Raw genomic sequence first — 15,294 nt, 5'->3', positions numbered from 1 at the left:
TTGTAGGGTGGTGGGGTGACGCGCATCATCGCCGGCGGGGCCCGCGGCATCCGACTGAGTGTGCCGGCGGCCGGAACGCGCCCCACCAGCGACCGGGTGCGCGAATCGCTGTTCGGTGCGCTCGAATCCGCCGATGCCCTCGACGGCGCCCGGGTGCTCGACCTGTATGCCGGTTCGGGTGCGCTGGGGCTGGAGGCGCTCAGCCGCGGCGCGGCGTCGGTCGACCTGGTGGAGCGGTCGCCTGCCGCGTGCGACCTGGCGAAGGCGAACGCCGCGAAGGTGACCGCCGCGGCGAGGGTGTCGGCATCCGCGGCGACCGTGCACCGCACGATGACGGCGACGTTCCTGCGCCGGATGCACCCGGGCCTTTTCGACCTGGTGTTCCTGGACCCGCCGTACGACGCCCCGGCCGATGAGGTGACCGCCGTGCTGCAGGCCCTGGTGCCGCTGATGTCGCCCGGCGGCATCGCCGTGCTGGAGCGCGCGGCGCGCTCGGGCCAGCCGCAACTGCCGGACGGGCTGGACCTGGAGCGCAGCACGCGCTATGGCGATACCGCTCTGTGGTGGCTGCGCACCGCGGCCTGATCAGCCGCCCGCGGTGCCCCCGTCCCGGTACGGGTCCCACCCGGTGTGCCCGGTGTAGGGGCTGCCGTCGACGCTGAGCCGGTCATCGCCGGCCGCACGCACCCGCCCGATCGGCCGGAACCCCTCCGGCAGCACCGCGTCGGAAGGGAAAGTCGCCAGCAGCGCGTGGTCCTCGCCGCCCGACAGCGCCAGCGCGGGGTCGTCCCCCAGCGCGGCGGTGTGCAGGTCGAGCGTGACGGCGGATGCCGCGGCCAGCCGCGACGCGTCGAGAGCGAGTCCGTCCGAGACATCCATCATCGCCGTCGCGCCCGCCCGCGCGGCGACGGGGCCGAGGTGGATGTGCGGCGCGGGCCGCAGCTGCTGCGCCACGGCGTGGGCATCGTCTGCCGACAGCTGCTGCGCGTCGACCGGCACCGGGCGCCCGGCGCCGTCGCGGAACCGGTCGAAGAGGATCTGCAGCCCGCGCGCCGCCACACCCGCGTCGCCGGCCAGCGCGACCACGTCGCCGGCGCGCGCACCGCTGCGCAGGACCGGGGCGGCGCCGTCGAGCACGCCCAGCGCCGTGACGGCGACGGTGAGCGTCTGCGACACGGTCAGATCGCCGCCGGCGACCGTGCAGCCCGGTGCGAGTGCCGCGCACGCGTCGCGCAGACCGTCGGCGACGGCGGTCACGAACGCGAGCGCCGTGCCGGCGGGCAGTGCCAGCGCGACCAGAAGCGCCGTCGGACGGGCACCCATGGCCGCGACGTCGGCGAGGTTGACGGCGGCGGCCTTCCAGCCCAGGTCGTACCCGCTGGTCCAGGCGAGCCGGAAATCCGGGCCATGCACGAGGGTGTCGACGGTGGCGACGATGCGGCCGTCGCCGGCATCCAGCACTGCGGCGTCATCCCCCGGACCCACCGGCACCGGGGACGGCCCGAGCCGGCCCAGAATGGCCTGCAGCACCGCCGCCTCGCTCATCTCGCCGACGACCGGCCCGTGCTCTGCCACCATGCCTCCACGGTAGCGGGCGCAGGTTAGCCTGGACGGGTGACCCGAATTCGCCGCGCCAGCGCGGTCGCCCTCCTGCTGGTCGGTCTCGCTCTGGCCGGCTGCTCGGCGACCGTCGCCCTCGACCCGGCGCCGAGCGCGAACGATCCCGCATGCGCGGAGATCATGGTGCGACTGCCGGGCAACATCGCCGGCCAGGAACGGGTCTGGACGAACGCGCAGTCGACGGCGTCGTGGGGGTCGCCGACGAAGATCATCTTCACGTGCGGCGTGACTGCGCCGGGGCCGAGCACGCTGAAGTGCATCTCGCTGGGCGGCGTGGACTGGCTGGTCGACGAGTCGGCGCAGCCGAACTTCCGCATCACCAGCTACGGCCGGGTGCCGGCGGTGCAGCTGTATCTGGACGGCAGCAGCACCGGGGTCGACCCGAACGCGGTGCTCACGCAGATGGGGCGCCTGGTGGCGGCGCAGACGACGCAGACCGCCCAGTGCACCAACCCCGACACGGTCGGGAAGTAGCGCCGCCACCCGGCACTCGCCGCTCAGGCCCGGGCCAGCGCCGTCTCGAGCAGGTCGCTGATCAGCTCGGTGTAGGTCATCCCGCTGGCGATCCAGCACGTGGGGAACATCGAGATCGGTGTGAAGCCGGGCATCGTGTTGATCTCGTTGACGAAGAACTCGGTGCCGGTGAAGAAGAAGTCCACCCGCGACAGGCCCTGCCCGCCGACGGCCTCGAACGCGCGCGCGGCGATGCGCTGCATCTCGGCCAGCTCGCCGTCGTGCAGGGACGCCGGGCACACCAGCTCGATGCCGGGCGCGCCCAGGTACTTCGCGGCGAAGTCGTAGAAGTCTCGCCCCGAGATCACCACCTCGCCGGCCACGCTCACCCGGGGCAGCCCGCCGTCGCGCCCCTCGAGCACGCCGCACTCCAGCTCGCGGCCGACGACGGCCTGCTCGACGAGCACGGTGCCGTCCTCGGCGAATGCGGTATCCAGGGCCGCCTCCAGCGTGCTCCAGTCCTCGACCTTCGAGACGCCGACGCTCGAGCCCGCGCGGGCCGGCTTGACGAACACGGGCAGCCCCAGGGCGCGGATCCGCTGCTCCCACAGCCGCCGGTCCCGCCGCAGTCCGGCAGAGGTCACGCTCACCCACGGCACGACCGGCACCCCGGCGGCCTGCAGCACGTGCTTGGTGGTGTTCTTGTCCATGCCGATGGCCGACATCAGCACGCCGGCGCCCGCGTAGGGGATGTCCAACAGCTCCAGGAACCCCTGGATCGTGCCGTCCTCGCCGAACCGGCCGTGCAGGATCGGCAGCACGACATCGACCTCACCCAAGGACCGCGTGCCCGTCGCATCGACGACATTCAGCTCGCGGCTGCGCGCCGAGTCGGGCCAGATGATGCGGGTGCCGTTGTCGACGACCTCGGGCAGGTGCGCCGGGTCCAGCGCGAACTTGCCGGGGTCGTCGTCCTCGAGCACGAACGCGCCGTCGCGGGTGATCCCGATCGGGATCACCCGGAACCGGTCGCGGTCAATGGCGTGGAGCACTCCCCCCGCTGTTGCGGAGCTGATCGAATGCTCGCTGGATCGTCCGCCAAAGAGCACCGCCACCGCCGGCTTGTCCATTCTGGGTCCTCTCACCTTTCGGCGTGTCGTCTTCGGTCGTCAGGTGCGGCGCGATGGTGCGCGGGTCCATGGTGCCATCGAGCACGCGCTTGACCTGTTCGACGATCGGCATGTCCACGTTCGCAGCGCGCGCCAGCTGCAGCACCGGTGCCACCGAGGCGAGACCCTCAGCGGTCTGCTGCATCTGCTTGACGACATCCTGGTAGCTGTATCCCTGACCCAGGAGCCGGCCCGCGGTGTTGTTGCGGCTCAGCGGCGACTGGCAGGTGGCGATCAGGTCGCCGAGTCCGGCGAGCCCTTGCAGCGTCTCGGCTTGGGCGCCCTGCGCGACGGCGAAGTCGGTCATCTCGACCAGCCCCCGCGTGATGATCGACGCCTTCGTGTTCTCGCCATAGCCGACGCCGTCGACGATGCCGATCGCCAGCGCGATCAGGTTCTTCAGCACCGCGCCGAACTCGGTGCCGATCACGTCGGCGTTCACGAACGTGCGGAAGTAGCTGTTGCGGGCCCGTCGGGCCACCGCCGCGGCGGTCTCGGGGCTGGTGGATGCCACGACCGCCGCCGTCGGCTGCTCGCGCGCGATCTCGAGGGCGAGGTTGGGGCCGGAGGCGACCGCGATGCGCGCCGGGTCGCACTGCAGCTCCTGTTCCAGGACCTGACTCATCCGCAGGCCGGTGCGCCGCTCGATGCCCTTCATCAGCGACACGACCGGCGCCGCGGTTCCGGCGACCAGTGGACGCACGGCCTTCAGGCTGTCGCGCGCGGACTGGCTCGGGATGCAGACGTAGACCTGCTCGGCGCCTTCCAGCGAGGTGGACAGGTCGTGCGTGGCCGCCATGCTGCGGGGCAGGTTGATGCCGGGCAGGTACTGGCTGTTGCGCTTTGCCTCGTTGATCTCGAGGGCGAGCTCCGGCCGGCGCGCCCAGATCGTCACCAGGGCTCCGCCGTCGGCGAGGATCTTGCCGAACGTGGTGCCCCAGCTGCCGGCGCCGAGGACGGTGACCCGGGTGGCGGGCTCATGTCTAGGGGTCAAGGCGACCGGTCTCCTTCTGGCCGTGCTCGGCGGGGTTCCAGCGCTGCGCCGGGGCGGGGATGCCGCGCAGCGTCGACAGCATCTCGGCGATCCGATCCATCACGACGGTGGTCGCGCGGCTGAGCGTCGCCGGCGCCGGCTTGCCGTCGCTGTGGAACCCGGCCAGGTCGATCGGGTCGCCGAAGACGACCGTGACCGGCCGGCGCAGCGGCCACAGTGCGATCTTGCCGTAGCGCGGCATGATCTCCTGCGCACCCCACTGCGCGACCGGGATGAGCGGGATGTCGCCGGCCAGCGCCAGTCGCACGGCGCCGGTCTTGCCGCGCATCGGCCACAGGTCGGGATCGCGGGTCAGCGTGCCCTCCGGGTAGACGATCACCCCGCGGCCGTGCTCGACCAGCGCCTGGGAGACGTCCAGGGTGTGCTGCGCATCGGCCGACGAGCCGGTGCGGCCCACCGGCACCATGCCGGTGGCCCGCAGCGCCCAGCCCAGCACCGGCACGTGGAACAGGCTCTCCTTGGCCAGGAACCGGGGCAGGCGGCGCAGCCGCCAGACCGCGACGGCGACCATCACCGCGTCGAGCTCGCTGTAATGGTTGACGGCGAGCACGAACGGGCCCTCACGGGGCAGCTTGTGCCCGTCGACGATCCTGATCTTGGCGAGCAGGCTGATCGGCGGCACCACGATGGCCGCCAGCGTCCAGAATGCGCTGGGCCAGGTCCGCTCACTGGTGCCGCGCGAACGCGCCGTGCGCCAGGCCATCTCAGTCGAGGACGTCGAAGTCGGCGCCCAGCGCAGCGAGCTTGCTGAAGAACTTCTCGTAGCCGCGGCTGATGATGCCGACGTTGTGCACCGTCGACTGGCCGGTGGCCGTCAGCGCGGCGATGACGTGGCTGTACCCGCCGCGCAGGTCGGGCACGGTGATGTCGGCGCCGGTCAACGGTGTCGGGCCGTTGATGACGGCAGCCTGCTCCAGCGTGCGTCGCGGCACCCGGCGGGGGCCGTCCTGCAGGCCGTGCGGGTGCACCGTGATGTCGGCGCCCATCTTCACGAGGGCGGCGGTGAAGCCGAACCGGTTCTCATAGACCGTCTCGTGCACGATGGACTCGCCGTGCGCCTGGGTCAGTGCGACGATCAGCGGCTGCTGCCAATCGGTCATGAAGCCGGGGTGCACGTCGGTCTCGACGGTGACGGGCTTCAGGTCGCCGCCGCGGCGGAACATGATGCCGTCTTCGCGGATGTCGAAGTCGCCGCCGACCTTGCGCACCACGTTCAGGAACGTGAGCAGCTCGGGCTGGCGGGCACCGCCGACGAAGATCTCACCGTCGGTGGCCAGGGCGGCACTGGCCCAGCTGGCGGCCTCGTTGCGGTCGAAGATCGCGCGGTGCTCATAGCCGGTCAGCCGGTCCACGCCCTCGATCAGGATGGTGCGGTTGGGCTCGTACGAGATGATCGCGCCCATCTTCTGCAGCACCGCGATGAGGTCCATGATCTCGGGCTCGATCGCGGCGTTGCGCAGTTCGGTCACGCCCTCGGCGCGCACCGCCGTCAGCAGCACCTGCTCGGTGGCGCCCACGCTCGGGTACGGCAGATGGATGTTCGCGCCGTGCAGTCCATGCGGGGCGGAGAGCCGGATGCCGCTGGGCTGCTTCTCCACGACCGCACCGAACTTGCGCAGCGCGTCGAGGTGGAAGTCGATCGGCCGGTCGCCGATCCGGCACCCGCCCAGGTCGGGGATGAACGCCTGGCCGAGCGCGTGCAGCAGCGGACCGCAGAACAGGATCGGGATGCGCGACGCACCGGCGTGGGCATCGATCTCGGCCATGTGCGCAGATTCGACGTCGGCGGGGTCGAGCAGGATCGTGCCCTCCTCGTCGCCGTCGGCCACCCGCACGCCGTGCACCTCCAGCAAGGAGCGCACCACCGCCACGTCGCTGATGTCCGGCACGTCGCGCAGCACGCTGGGGGTCTCGCCCAGCAGCGCCGCGACCATGGCCTTGGTCACCAGGTTCTTGGCACCCTTGACGTCGACGCGACCGCGCAGCGGGCGTCCGCCGCGAATCGCCAGAGTCTCACCGGATCCTCCCGCACGAGCGCCCGTGGTGGTGATGCCGTTCAGGAGTGTCATTCAGTGTGCCTCACAGTGTTGGATTCAAGCAGCCGGCGGCACCGGAAGAGTCTTGGGCCGCCAATTCTCACGTCGCGCCTCGTAAGCGGCGATCCGCTCTTCATTGCGGAGGGTCAGTCCGATGTCGTCCAGACCTTCCAGAAGCCGCCACCTAGTGTAATCGTCGATCTCGAACGGCACCTGGATGTCGTCCAGCGTCGCCGTCCGGGTCTGCAGGTCGACGGTCATCTCCACGCCGGGCTGCGCGTCGATGGCGGCCCACAGCCGTTCCACGTCCGCCTCCGAGATCACGCCGGTGACCAGACCCTGCTTGCCGGCGTTGCCGCGGAAGATGTCGGCGAAGCGCGGGCTCAGGACCGCCCGGAACCCGTAGTCGCGCAGCGCCCAGACGGCGTGTTCGCGACTGGAGCCGGTGCCGAAGTCGGGGCCGGCGACCAGGACGGATGCCTTCTGGTACGGCGCCTGGTTCAGCACGAAGTCGGGGTCCTGGCGCCAGCTGGCGAACAGCGCATCGTCGAACCCGGTCTTGGTCACGCGTTTGAGGTAGACGGCCGGGATGATCTGGTCGGTGTCCACGGCCGAGCGCTGCAGCGGCAGGGCGATGCCGGTGTGCGTGGTGAACTTCTCCATGTCAGGCGCCCTTCTCGATCAGTTCGGCCTCGACGTCGCTGGGGCTGGACAGCGTGCCGCGGATCGCGGTCGCGGCCGCCACCAGTGGTGAGACCAGGTGGGTGCGGCCGCCCTTGCCCTGGCGGCCTTCGAAGTTGCGGTTGCTGGTGGAGGCGCAGCGCTCCCCCGGCGCGAGCTGGTCGGGGTTCATGCCCAGGCACATCGAGCAGCCGGCGAACCGCCACTCCGCACCGAAGTCGATGAACACCTGGTCCAGTCCCTCGGCCTCGGCCTCCAAGCGCACGCGGGCCGAGCCCGGCACGACCATGACGCGCACGCCTTGCGCCTTCTTGCGACCCTTGATCACCGACGCGAACTGGCGCAGGTCTTCGATGCGGCTGTTCGTGCACGATCCCATGAAGACGGCATCCACCGGCACGTCCTTCATGCGCGTGCCCGGTGCCAGATCCATGTAGGCCAGCGCACGCTCGGCGGCGGCGCGCAGATTGGGGTCGTCGAACGAGTCCGGTGCCGGGATGACACCGGAAAGCGACACGCCCTGCCCGGGATTGGTGCCCCAGGTCACGAACGGCTCCAGCTCGGCGGCATCCAGATACACTTCGGCGTCGTAGACGGCGCCCTCATCGGAGGGCAGTGTGCGCCAGTACGCGACGGCATCGTCCCAGTCCTGGCCCTTCGGCGCGTGCGGGCGGCCTTCGAGGTAGTCGAAGGTGGTCTGGTCGGGGGCGATCATGCCGGCGCGGGCGCCGGCCTCGATCGACATGTTGCACATCGTCATGCGGCCCTCCATCGACAGGGCCCGGATCGTGCTGCCGCGGTACTCCAGCACATAGCCCTGGCCGCCGTTGGTGCCGATCTTGGCGATGATGGCGAGAATGATGTCCTTGGCCGTGACGCCGGCCTTCAGCTCGCCCTCGACCGTGATCGCCATGGTCTTGAACGGCTTCAGCGGCAGCGTCTGGGTGGCCAGCACGTGCTCGACCTCGCTGGTGCCGATGCCGAACGCCATGGCGCCGAACGCGCCATGGGTGGACGTGTGGCTGTCGCCGCAGACGACCGTGATGCCCGGCATGGTCAGCCCCAGCTGCGGGCCGATGATGTGCACGATGCCCTGCTCTTTGTCGCCCAGCGAGTGCAGCCGCACCCCGAACTCCGCGGCGTTGCGGCGCAGCGTCTCGATCTGCGTGCGGCTGGTGGGGTCGGCGATCGGCCGGTCGATGTTCAGCGTCGGGGTGTTGTGGTCCTCGGTCGCGATCGTCAGGTCGAGCCGGCGCACGCCGCGGCCCTCGGCACGCAGTCCGTCGAAGGCCTGCGGACTGGTGACCTCGTGCAGCAGGTGCAGATCGATGTAGATCAGGTCGGGCGAACCATCCTCGCCCTTGACGACCAGATGATCGTCCCAGACCTTGTCGGCCAGGGTGCGGGGGCGATCCGGGATGGCGGACTCGGGTGTGCTCATAGCTGTTCGTGCTCCTTGCGAAGAGGGGATCCAGCCCACGACGGACTCCGCGACGAGTCTGGGCTGATGATCAGAACTCGCCGCGGCAGGTAAGGAGGAGCCGAGCGATCCGCACCAGGTCAGATTACCACCGTCTGTGATCGCGCCGGCTGCCCGTCACCGGCCGGCGGAGGCATCCGACCTCTTCTGGCGCCGGGAGGCGATCAGGCTCGCGATCGTGGCCACGCCCATCGCGATGATGATCACCAGCAGGGATGCCACGGTGGAGATCTCCGGTGCCCATTCGATGCTCTTGCCGCCGTTGATGAACGGCAGCTCGTTCACATGCAGTGCGTGCGCGAACAGCTTCACCCCGATGAAGGCGAGGATGAAGGCGATGCCGTAGTGCAGGTAGCGCAGCCGGTCGAGCAGGCCGCCCAGCAGGAAGTAGAGCTGGCGCAGCCCCATCAGGGCGAACACGTTCGCGGTGAACACGATGAAGGCGTGATGCGTGATGCCGAAGATCGCCGGGATGGAGTCGATGGCGAAGATCAGATCCGTCACACCGATCGCGATGAACACCAGCAGCATCGGCGTCCACACCTTCTTGCCGCCGACCAGAGTGCGCAGCTTGGAACCGTCGTAGTGGTCGGTGATGTCGATGAACCGGCGCAGGAAGCGGACGATGCCGGTCTCGGTCTGCGTGTCGTCGTCTTCTGAACCGGGGAACGCCTGCCGCCAGGCGGTGTAGAGCAGGAAGGCGCCGAAGATGTAGAAGATCCAGCTGAAGTTCTCGATCAATGCGGCGCCGAGCAGGATGAAGACGCCGCGCAGCACCAGGGCGATGATGATGCCCACCATCAGCACTTCCTGCTGATATCTGCGGGGCACCGCGAACTGGCCCATCAGCAGGATGAACACGAACAGGTTGTCGATGGACAGGCTGTATTCGGTGAGCCACCCGGCGACGAACTGGCCGGCGGCATCGGAGCTGCCGGTGACCCACAGGATCACGACCGTGAAGATCAGCGCCAGTGCGACATAGAAGACGACCCACGCGGTCGCCTCCCGAGCGGACGGGATGTGCGGCCGTTTCAGGATCAGCAGCAGGTCGGCGGCCAGGATCAGCACCAGCACGATCATGGCGGTGATCTCGAACCAGGCGGGGATCACGAAATCCATGGATTCCTCTCGAGCGGTCGACGAAGCGTCGAAAGTCTCTCCCCCGCGGGTGCGGAGCGCGCCCGGGATTCCTCCGACGGAACCCGTGATGACGAACGCGCAGTGGCTGGGATACTCCCCCTCGTGCGGGCCAGTCTAACGGTGCGAGATGGCAAGCACCGGCATCCGGCGCGTGATCCGGTCCAGCGGTATCGCGATCGCGGGGATCAGGATGATCGACGCGAGCACGTCGGTGGGGTAATGCACGCCCAGATACACGCGCGACCAGGCGACGGCCAGCGTGAAGAGCGCGCCGATCACGATGACCGCGGTGCGGGTGGCGGTGCGCGGCGCGGTCAGGCACAGGATGACCGCGCAGGTCAGTGCCGCGGCGAATGCGGCATGCCCGCTGGGGAAGCTGGAGGTGAAGGTGTCGGGCGGGATCGTCCGGGTCAGGGCGCGGATGTCGGGCCGAGGTCGCTGCACCGCGTACTTCATCGCCTCGGCGATGCCCCAGGGCACCGCCAGCAGGACGGCCGCGCGCAGCGCCGCCCGCCAGGTGCGGGCGACGATCAGCGCCGCGACCACCAGCAGCAGCCCGAGCAGCGGTGCCACGAACGGACCGATCACCACGTCGATCGTGCGGGCGAGGGCGTCCAGGAAGGGACTGTGCGGCGAGCCGACCCAGGCCACGACGTGCAATTCGGCGCGGGAGAAGCCGGCACTGGCCGCGATGCTCAGCCCGGCGACCCACACCGCGACCAGGATGGCCAGGCCGGTCAGGCTGGTGGCCAGGATGGACGGCCGGACGGCGTGCTGCGTCGTGGAGGTCATCCCCCGATGATGCTCTCGCTTGCTTTGGATCTGCCCGATCGACGCGGCCGTGTATCAGGCGGCACCCGCCCGCCCTCTTCCTGCGTGACGGCCCAACGCCGCGCCACCGATCCACACCGAGGGGTTCACCATGTCCGCTCTGATCGACTACACACTGTCCGCCACCACCGCCGCGAACCCGGATTCCTCCCATCCCGCCGCGTTCGCGGGTGCGACGCCGATCGGCGGGCCGGGCGCGACGGCGCTGGGCACCTACCCCGATGCGCTGATACTCGCCGCCGCGGGCTCGCCCGCCGCCACGGTCGACCTGACCGGGCTCAGTCCGGACCGCACCCGTTTCACGGTCGACGTCGTGCTGCGACTGGATGCCGTCCCCACGACCCCGCAGCCGATCCTCTCCGGCGCGCTGCTGCCGTTCGCGCTCGCCGCGGTGCCGCACAGCGCGGGCGGATACGCGATCGAGGCCGACCTCGCTCTCGCCGTGCCCGGGCTGGCGGGCGCTCGCACGCACACTCCCCTCGCTGCGGGCACGTGGTACACGGCGACCCTCGTGTACGACATCGACACCCTCGCCGTCTACATCGACCACGTCATCGAGTCCGTGCACGCCTACCCCGCGGGCGCCGTGGCCGCGGCGGGCGCGGCGGGCGCGGCGACCATGACGGTGGCGGCCGGTCCGATCGCGCTCGCCGCGATCCGCTGGCAGGACGACATCGACCCGGCTCTCGAAACGCAGCTGGACGACCGTCGCGACGGCCCCGAATGGGCGCTCAGCTACAAGCGCGAACAGCTCGGCGCCGGCTTCGCGCTCGGTGACGCCCAGGGTGAGCCGACGCAGGACACGCGTACCGGCGCCTGGGTGCAGCACTACGCGGCCGGTCTGATCATGTGGTCGGAGTACACCGGCGCGGCATGCGAGATGCACGGCGACATCTGGAGAACCTACCTGTCGCTGGCCGACGCGACGCCGCTGGGCGTGCTGGTCTCCGACGAGCTCGCCGGCGCGGGGCCCGGCTCGCGGCGGTCCACGTTCACAGCGGGGACGATCTACTGGTCCCCGGCCACCGGCGCCGTCGCGGTGATCGGGCATCTGTATGCCGACTACGAGCGCCTGGGCGGCCCCGGCGGGCTGCTCGGGATGCCCACGGCGCTGTCGGTCGCCGTCTCGGGCGGGCTGATGCAGACCTTCGAAGGCGGCCGCATGTACTACCGCAGCGGGGCCGGTGCCGCGCATGAAGTGCACGGCGCGATCCTCGCGCAGTTCCTGGCCACCGGGGATGTCAACGCGTGGGGCTTCCCCCTCACCGACGAGATCGACGCCACCGCCGAAGGCGGGACGATCGGACGGATGAGCGAGTTCGACGGCGCCACGTTCTACTGGTCGGCCGCCACCGGAGCGCACGAGGTGCATGGCGACATCCGCAGCTACTACCGCGCGAACCGCGGGGCGGCGAGCGACCTCGGTCTGCCCACGTCCGACGAGAGGGACATTCCCGGTGGCTCCGGCCGCATGAACACCTTCGCCGGCGGATCCTTGCTCTGGTACGGCTCGTACCCGAGCATCGCGTGGGTGCACCCGTTCCAGCTCTACATCGGCAGGATCGACACGGTCGAAGACGAGGGCCTGTTCATGGGGCAGAACGACGTGTACGGCAAGGTCACGCTCACGCAGGGTGGTGTCACGCTGTACGACCGCCGCCAGCCGGCATCCGGCGACAGCGACGACCACAACGTCGTCGACTGGGCGTTCACGGTGTCACCCACGATCACCCCGACTCTGGAGACGGTGACGCTGACGATCGACCTCTGGGACAGTGACGACGGCGCGCCGTTCGGCGGCGGCGATGACCACCTCGGCACGTGGCACGTGGACCTCACCCCCGCCAACAAATGGGGGCTGGACATCGCCGGCGGCATCATCGATTCGGGCAAGTTCCAAGACGTCAATTCCGTGCAGGTGGCGGTCAAACCGGTCGTCGACGTCGCCGCACTCACCCCGTCGCAGCGGTGGTGGGGCGCGCGCAACCGCGGCACCGACACGATCGGCTATCCGCTGTACGCCGCCGCCTTCGCCGACGTCGACTCCGATCCGGAATGGTCGGATCCCGGCGACTGGCTGGCGAAGGCCTACTACGCCGCGGTGGCCGAGCACATCGCCGAGGGCGGCAATTGCTTCGGAATGAGCGTCGCCGGCATCGATGCGCTCAAGGGCACCGGCCCGTTCAGTCTTCCGCTGGACCGGTTCACGACCTGGAGCGCGCTCGAGTCGCAGTTCAACGTGCGCCACCAGTACCAGGTGGGAGCAGGCCCGATCTGGTGGTTCGTGACCGAGTTCCTCAGTGGCAGCACGCACTCTCCCAAAGCCGTCTTCGCACGCACGCGCGAGGCATATGCGCGCGGCGACAACCCGGTGCTGTGCATCTCGCAGAAGTCCGACTTCAGCGGTGCACCGCACTGCATCATGCCCGTCGGGTGGGACGATTCCTCGACGCCGTGGCGGTTGATGGTGCAGGACCCGAACTTCCCGGCATCCCCGCCCCGTCCGCTGCTGGTCGACCCGCGCGCCGACACCTACCACTATGACGGCGGCAACGTCTATGACGGAGCCTCGGACGGCGGCGGCCGCATGCACTGGATGCCCTATCACCTGCTCTGCCACCGTCAGGACACGCCGATCGGCGAAGTCCTCGCGCTGCTGCTGGCCGGCACCATCATCGTGCTCGGCGCCGGTGCCGATTCGGCGGCGATCACCGACCCGGACGGCAATGATCTGGATGCCGCCGGCACGCGAGCCGCGGGGGTGCTGTCGCACGGCGCGCCGCTGGACGGCTATTTCCTTTCGGTGAAGGGCTCGTCCTCCGACCTCGGGCACGTCGGCGGCCGCAACCCCGTCCGGGTGTCCACCGCGGCTGCGGCGGGGGCTGTGCACGGCGTCGGCATCACCCAGAAGGTCACGGACAAGGTCACGGATGCCATTCGCGGGACCGTGCGAGTGCCGATCGGCGAGGGAATCGTGGTCACGCCGGTCCGACGGATCGAGGACCCGATCGCGGGCGGCCTGCTGCTGCGTCCGGGCCAGCCGATCCAAGACGTCGTGCTGACAGTCCGGCCCCGGCGCGTATTCGTGCCCCCCATCACCACGGTCGATCTGACCGCCCGGCCGTCGGGACGGACCGCTCCCGAGCCCCTGGACGAGCGAACGGTCACGCCCGCTCATCGGGCCGCCCTGCTCACGGCGCTTCAGAAGGATCCGCAGGCCGCCCGCGTGGTCGCGGCGCGTTCGCCGCACAACGTGCTCGCCGATCCGATCGCGTCGGCCCGGCTCGAACCCGCCGTGATCGCCGCGCTGCGGTCGCAGACGGCGGCAACCGGCTCCGACTTCGTCCATCGCGTCACGGGGACCGGCGCCGATCTGGACTGCACCGTCAGGTACGGGCTCGCCGAGATCCGCGTGACCAGCCCCCTGGCGGCGGGCGAGCGGTCCGAGGTCACGGTGACCGGGCTGGGTACGGCCAAGGCCGTCGTCGGGCTCACCGCGGCGACCGCCAAGGCCGCGTCCGTGCGCATCGACCATCGACTCGGCGTCGGCGGGGATCACCTGTCGATCCGGTTCGACCGGCTGCCGGTCGGCCCCGGCGCCGATCTGCAGGTCAACGTCAAGCCCGGGATCGCCGGGGTGGACGTGCTGGCAGGCGGCGCGCACCTCGACGTGCCGGTGTCCATCCAGGGCGTCATCGCCGGCCGACCGATCGGCGGGCAGTTCTCGGTCCGCCTCGATGACGGCATCCGACTGGCGGTGTCGTCGATGATCGACAGCGGTGCACTGCGGGTCGGGCAGATCGCGGCCCTGTTCGCTCCGGCATCCGCGGTGTCGGTGGTGGCACCGCTCTGATTCGGCCGCCAGAGAGCGAAGAAGCCCCGACCGTTACCACTCGGCCGGGGCGAGACGGATGAGAGTCCGCCTATCGGTCTACAGCCTACCCCACCGCATGGCGGGAGCGGCACAAACCGAGAAAGCCGGTCTGGAAGGACCGGCTTTCTGATGTCGTGACCCCAGCGGGATTCGAACCCGCGTTACCGCCGTGAGAGGGCGACGTACTAGGCCGCTATACGATGGGGCCGTCGGACAACCGTTCAAGTATGCCATGCCAGGCAGGGCTCGCAAAATTCGCACGCCGCCCGCGGCAGCGGCTTGCCGCGGCCGATTCGGAAGGGTTGACTGCAGTCATGCGAGTCACCAAACACGAACATGCGGCGCTGCGCATCGAGGCGGGCGGCAAGGAGCTCATCGTCGATCCGGGCACGTTCACAACCCCGCTCAGCGAAGTGCAGAACGTCGTCGGCGTCGTGGTCACCCACCTGCACGCCGACCATTGGACCCGAGAGCATCTCGACCGCATTCTCAAGGGCACCGGCGGCGTGCCGATCTATGGTCCGGTGGGTTTCGCGGCGGCCGCTGCCGACTATGGCATCACCGTGGTCGCGCCGGGCGACACCATCGCGGTGGGCCCGTTCACGCTGGAGTTCTTCGGCGGCACGCATGCCGTCATCCACGAGTCGATACCGGTGGTCGACAACGTCGGCGTGCTCGTCAACGACCAGTTCTACTATCCCGGTGACTCCTACGCCGTGCCCGCCGGCCACGACGTCCGGCTGCTGGCCGCCCCGGTGGGCGCGCCCTGGCTGAAGATCGGCGAGGCCATCGACTTCGTGCTCGCCGTGGCACCGCGCCGCGCGTTCGGCACGCACGACATGACCCTGTCGGTGATCGGCCGCACGATGGGCCGGGAACGCTTGAAGTGGGCGGTCGAGCAGGGCGGCGGCGAGTTCCTGGAGCTCGATCCCGACGACACCGCCGACATCTGA

Annotated in this window: 13 protein-coding genes and 1 tRNA gene; 4 read left to right on the top strand and 10 right to left on the bottom strand. The window is 70.0% G+C overall.

Going from position 1 to position 15,294, the window contains the following annotated elements; translation table 11 throughout:
• Nucleotides 1-15 precede the first annotated feature (15 nt).
• A complete protein-coding gene (gene rsmD, locus ABD705_RS07105; RefSeq protein ID WP_344781971.1) occupies nt 16-585 on the top strand; it encodes a 16S rRNA (guanine(966)-N(2))-methyltransferase RsmD in 570 nt (189 codons plus the stop codon).
• Here rsmD and thiL read toward each other — a convergent pair whose 3' ends face one another.
• The gene (gene thiL / locus ABD705_RS07100) at nt 586-1,578 is read right to left on the bottom strand and encodes a thiamine-phosphate kinase (protein WP_344781969.1); all 993 of its coding nucleotides are present in this window, start codon (nt 1,576-1,578) and stop codon (nt 586-588) included.
• A 36-nt stretch (nt 1,579-1,614) separates the two neighbouring features.
• Here thiL and ABD705_RS07095 point away from each other — a divergent pair, with 36 nt between their 5' ends.
• On the top strand, nt 1,615-2,094 hold the full coding sequence (locus tag ABD705_RS07095) for a DUF3515 family protein (RefSeq protein WP_344781967.1): 480 nt from the start codon (nt 1,615-1,617) through the stop codon (nt 2,092-2,094).
• 23 nt (nt 2,095-2,117) lie between these two features.
• On the opposite strand, the gene ABD705_RS07090 is transcribed toward ABD705_RS07095, so the two are convergent.
• The 8 genes from ABD705_RS07090 to ABD705_RS07055 all read right to left on the bottom strand — a co-directional run bounded on the left by ABD705_RS07090 (nt 2,118) and on the right by ABD705_RS07055 (nt 10,428).
• A complete protein-coding gene (locus tag ABD705_RS07090) occupies nt 2,118-3,203 on the bottom strand; it encodes a D-alanine--D-alanine ligase family protein (RefSeq protein WP_344781965.1) in 1,086 nt (361 codons plus the stop codon).
• Nucleotides 3,109-4,236, bottom strand: a complete 1,128-nt coding sequence (locus ABD705_RS07085) for an NAD(P)H-dependent glycerol-3-phosphate dehydrogenase (protein ID WP_344781963.1) — start codon at nt 4,234-4,236, stop codon at nt 3,109-3,111. Before ABD705_RS07085 ends, ABD705_RS07090 begins: the two co-directional genes overlap by 95 nt.
• A complete protein-coding gene (locus ABD705_RS07080) occupies nt 4,226-4,999 on the bottom strand; it encodes a lysophospholipid acyltransferase family protein (RefSeq protein WP_344781961.1) in 774 nt (257 codons plus the stop codon). Before ABD705_RS07080 ends, ABD705_RS07085 begins: the two co-directional genes overlap by 11 nt.
• Before the next feature lies 1 nt (nt 5,000).
• The gene (gene murA, locus ABD705_RS07075; RefSeq protein WP_344781959.1) at nt 5,001-6,365 is read right to left on the bottom strand and encodes a UDP-N-acetylglucosamine 1-carboxyvinyltransferase; all 1,365 of its coding nucleotides are present in this window, start codon (nt 6,363-6,365) and stop codon (nt 5,001-5,003) included.
• Between the two features lie 24 nt (nt 6,366-6,389).
• A complete protein-coding gene (leuD, locus tag ABD705_RS07070) occupies nt 6,390-6,995 on the bottom strand; it encodes a 3-isopropylmalate dehydratase small subunit (protein WP_344781957.1) in 606 nt (201 codons plus the stop codon).
• A 1-nt stretch (nt 6,996) separates the two neighbouring features.
• The gene (gene leuC / locus ABD705_RS07065; protein WP_344781955.1) at nt 6,997-8,454 is read right to left on the bottom strand and encodes a 3-isopropylmalate dehydratase large subunit; all 1,458 of its coding nucleotides are present in this window, start codon (nt 8,452-8,454) and stop codon (nt 6,997-6,999) included.
• 156 nt (nt 8,455-8,610) lie between these two features.
• A complete protein-coding gene (locus ABD705_RS07060; RefSeq protein ID WP_344781953.1) occupies nt 8,611-9,615 on the bottom strand; it encodes a TerC/Alx family metal homeostasis membrane protein in 1,005 nt (334 codons plus the stop codon).
• 135 nt (nt 9,616-9,750) lie between these two features.
• On the bottom strand, nt 9,751-10,428 hold the full coding sequence (locus tag ABD705_RS07055; RefSeq protein WP_344781951.1) for a phosphatase PAP2 family protein: 678 nt from the start codon (nt 10,426-10,428) through the stop codon (nt 9,751-9,753).
• A 130-nt stretch (nt 10,429-10,558) separates the two neighbouring features.
• Here ABD705_RS07055 and ABD705_RS07050 point away from each other — a divergent pair, with 130 nt between their 5' ends.
• Nucleotides 10,559-14,320 carry an LGFP repeat-containing protein gene (locus tag ABD705_RS07050; protein WP_344781949.1) on the top strand — a complete coding sequence of 1,254 codons (3,762 nt, stop codon included), beginning with the start codon at nt 10,559-10,561 and terminating at the stop codon, nt 14,318-14,320.
• Nucleotides 14,321-14,476: 156 nt separating this feature from the next.
• On the opposite strand, the gene ABD705_RS07045 is transcribed toward ABD705_RS07050, so the two are convergent.
• Nucleotides 14,477-14,549 (bottom strand) — tRNA-Glu (locus ABD705_RS07045).
• Between the two features lie 106 nt (nt 14,550-14,655).
• On the opposite strand from ABD705_RS07045, the gene ABD705_RS07040 reads away from it, so the two are divergent.
• On the top strand, nt 14,656-15,294 hold the full coding sequence (locus tag ABD705_RS07040; RefSeq protein ID WP_344781947.1) for an MBL fold metallo-hydrolase: 639 nt from the start codon (nt 14,656-14,658) through the stop codon (nt 15,292-15,294).

It is taken from the genome of Microbacterium kribbense (assembly GCF_039537285.1).
GTDB classification, from domain to species: Bacteria; Actinomycetota; Actinomycetes; order Actinomycetales; family Microbacteriaceae; genus Microbacterium; species Microbacterium kribbense.
Note: the sequence above shows the minus strand (reverse complement) of the source record. Positions and strands in the feature narration are given on the sequence as shown.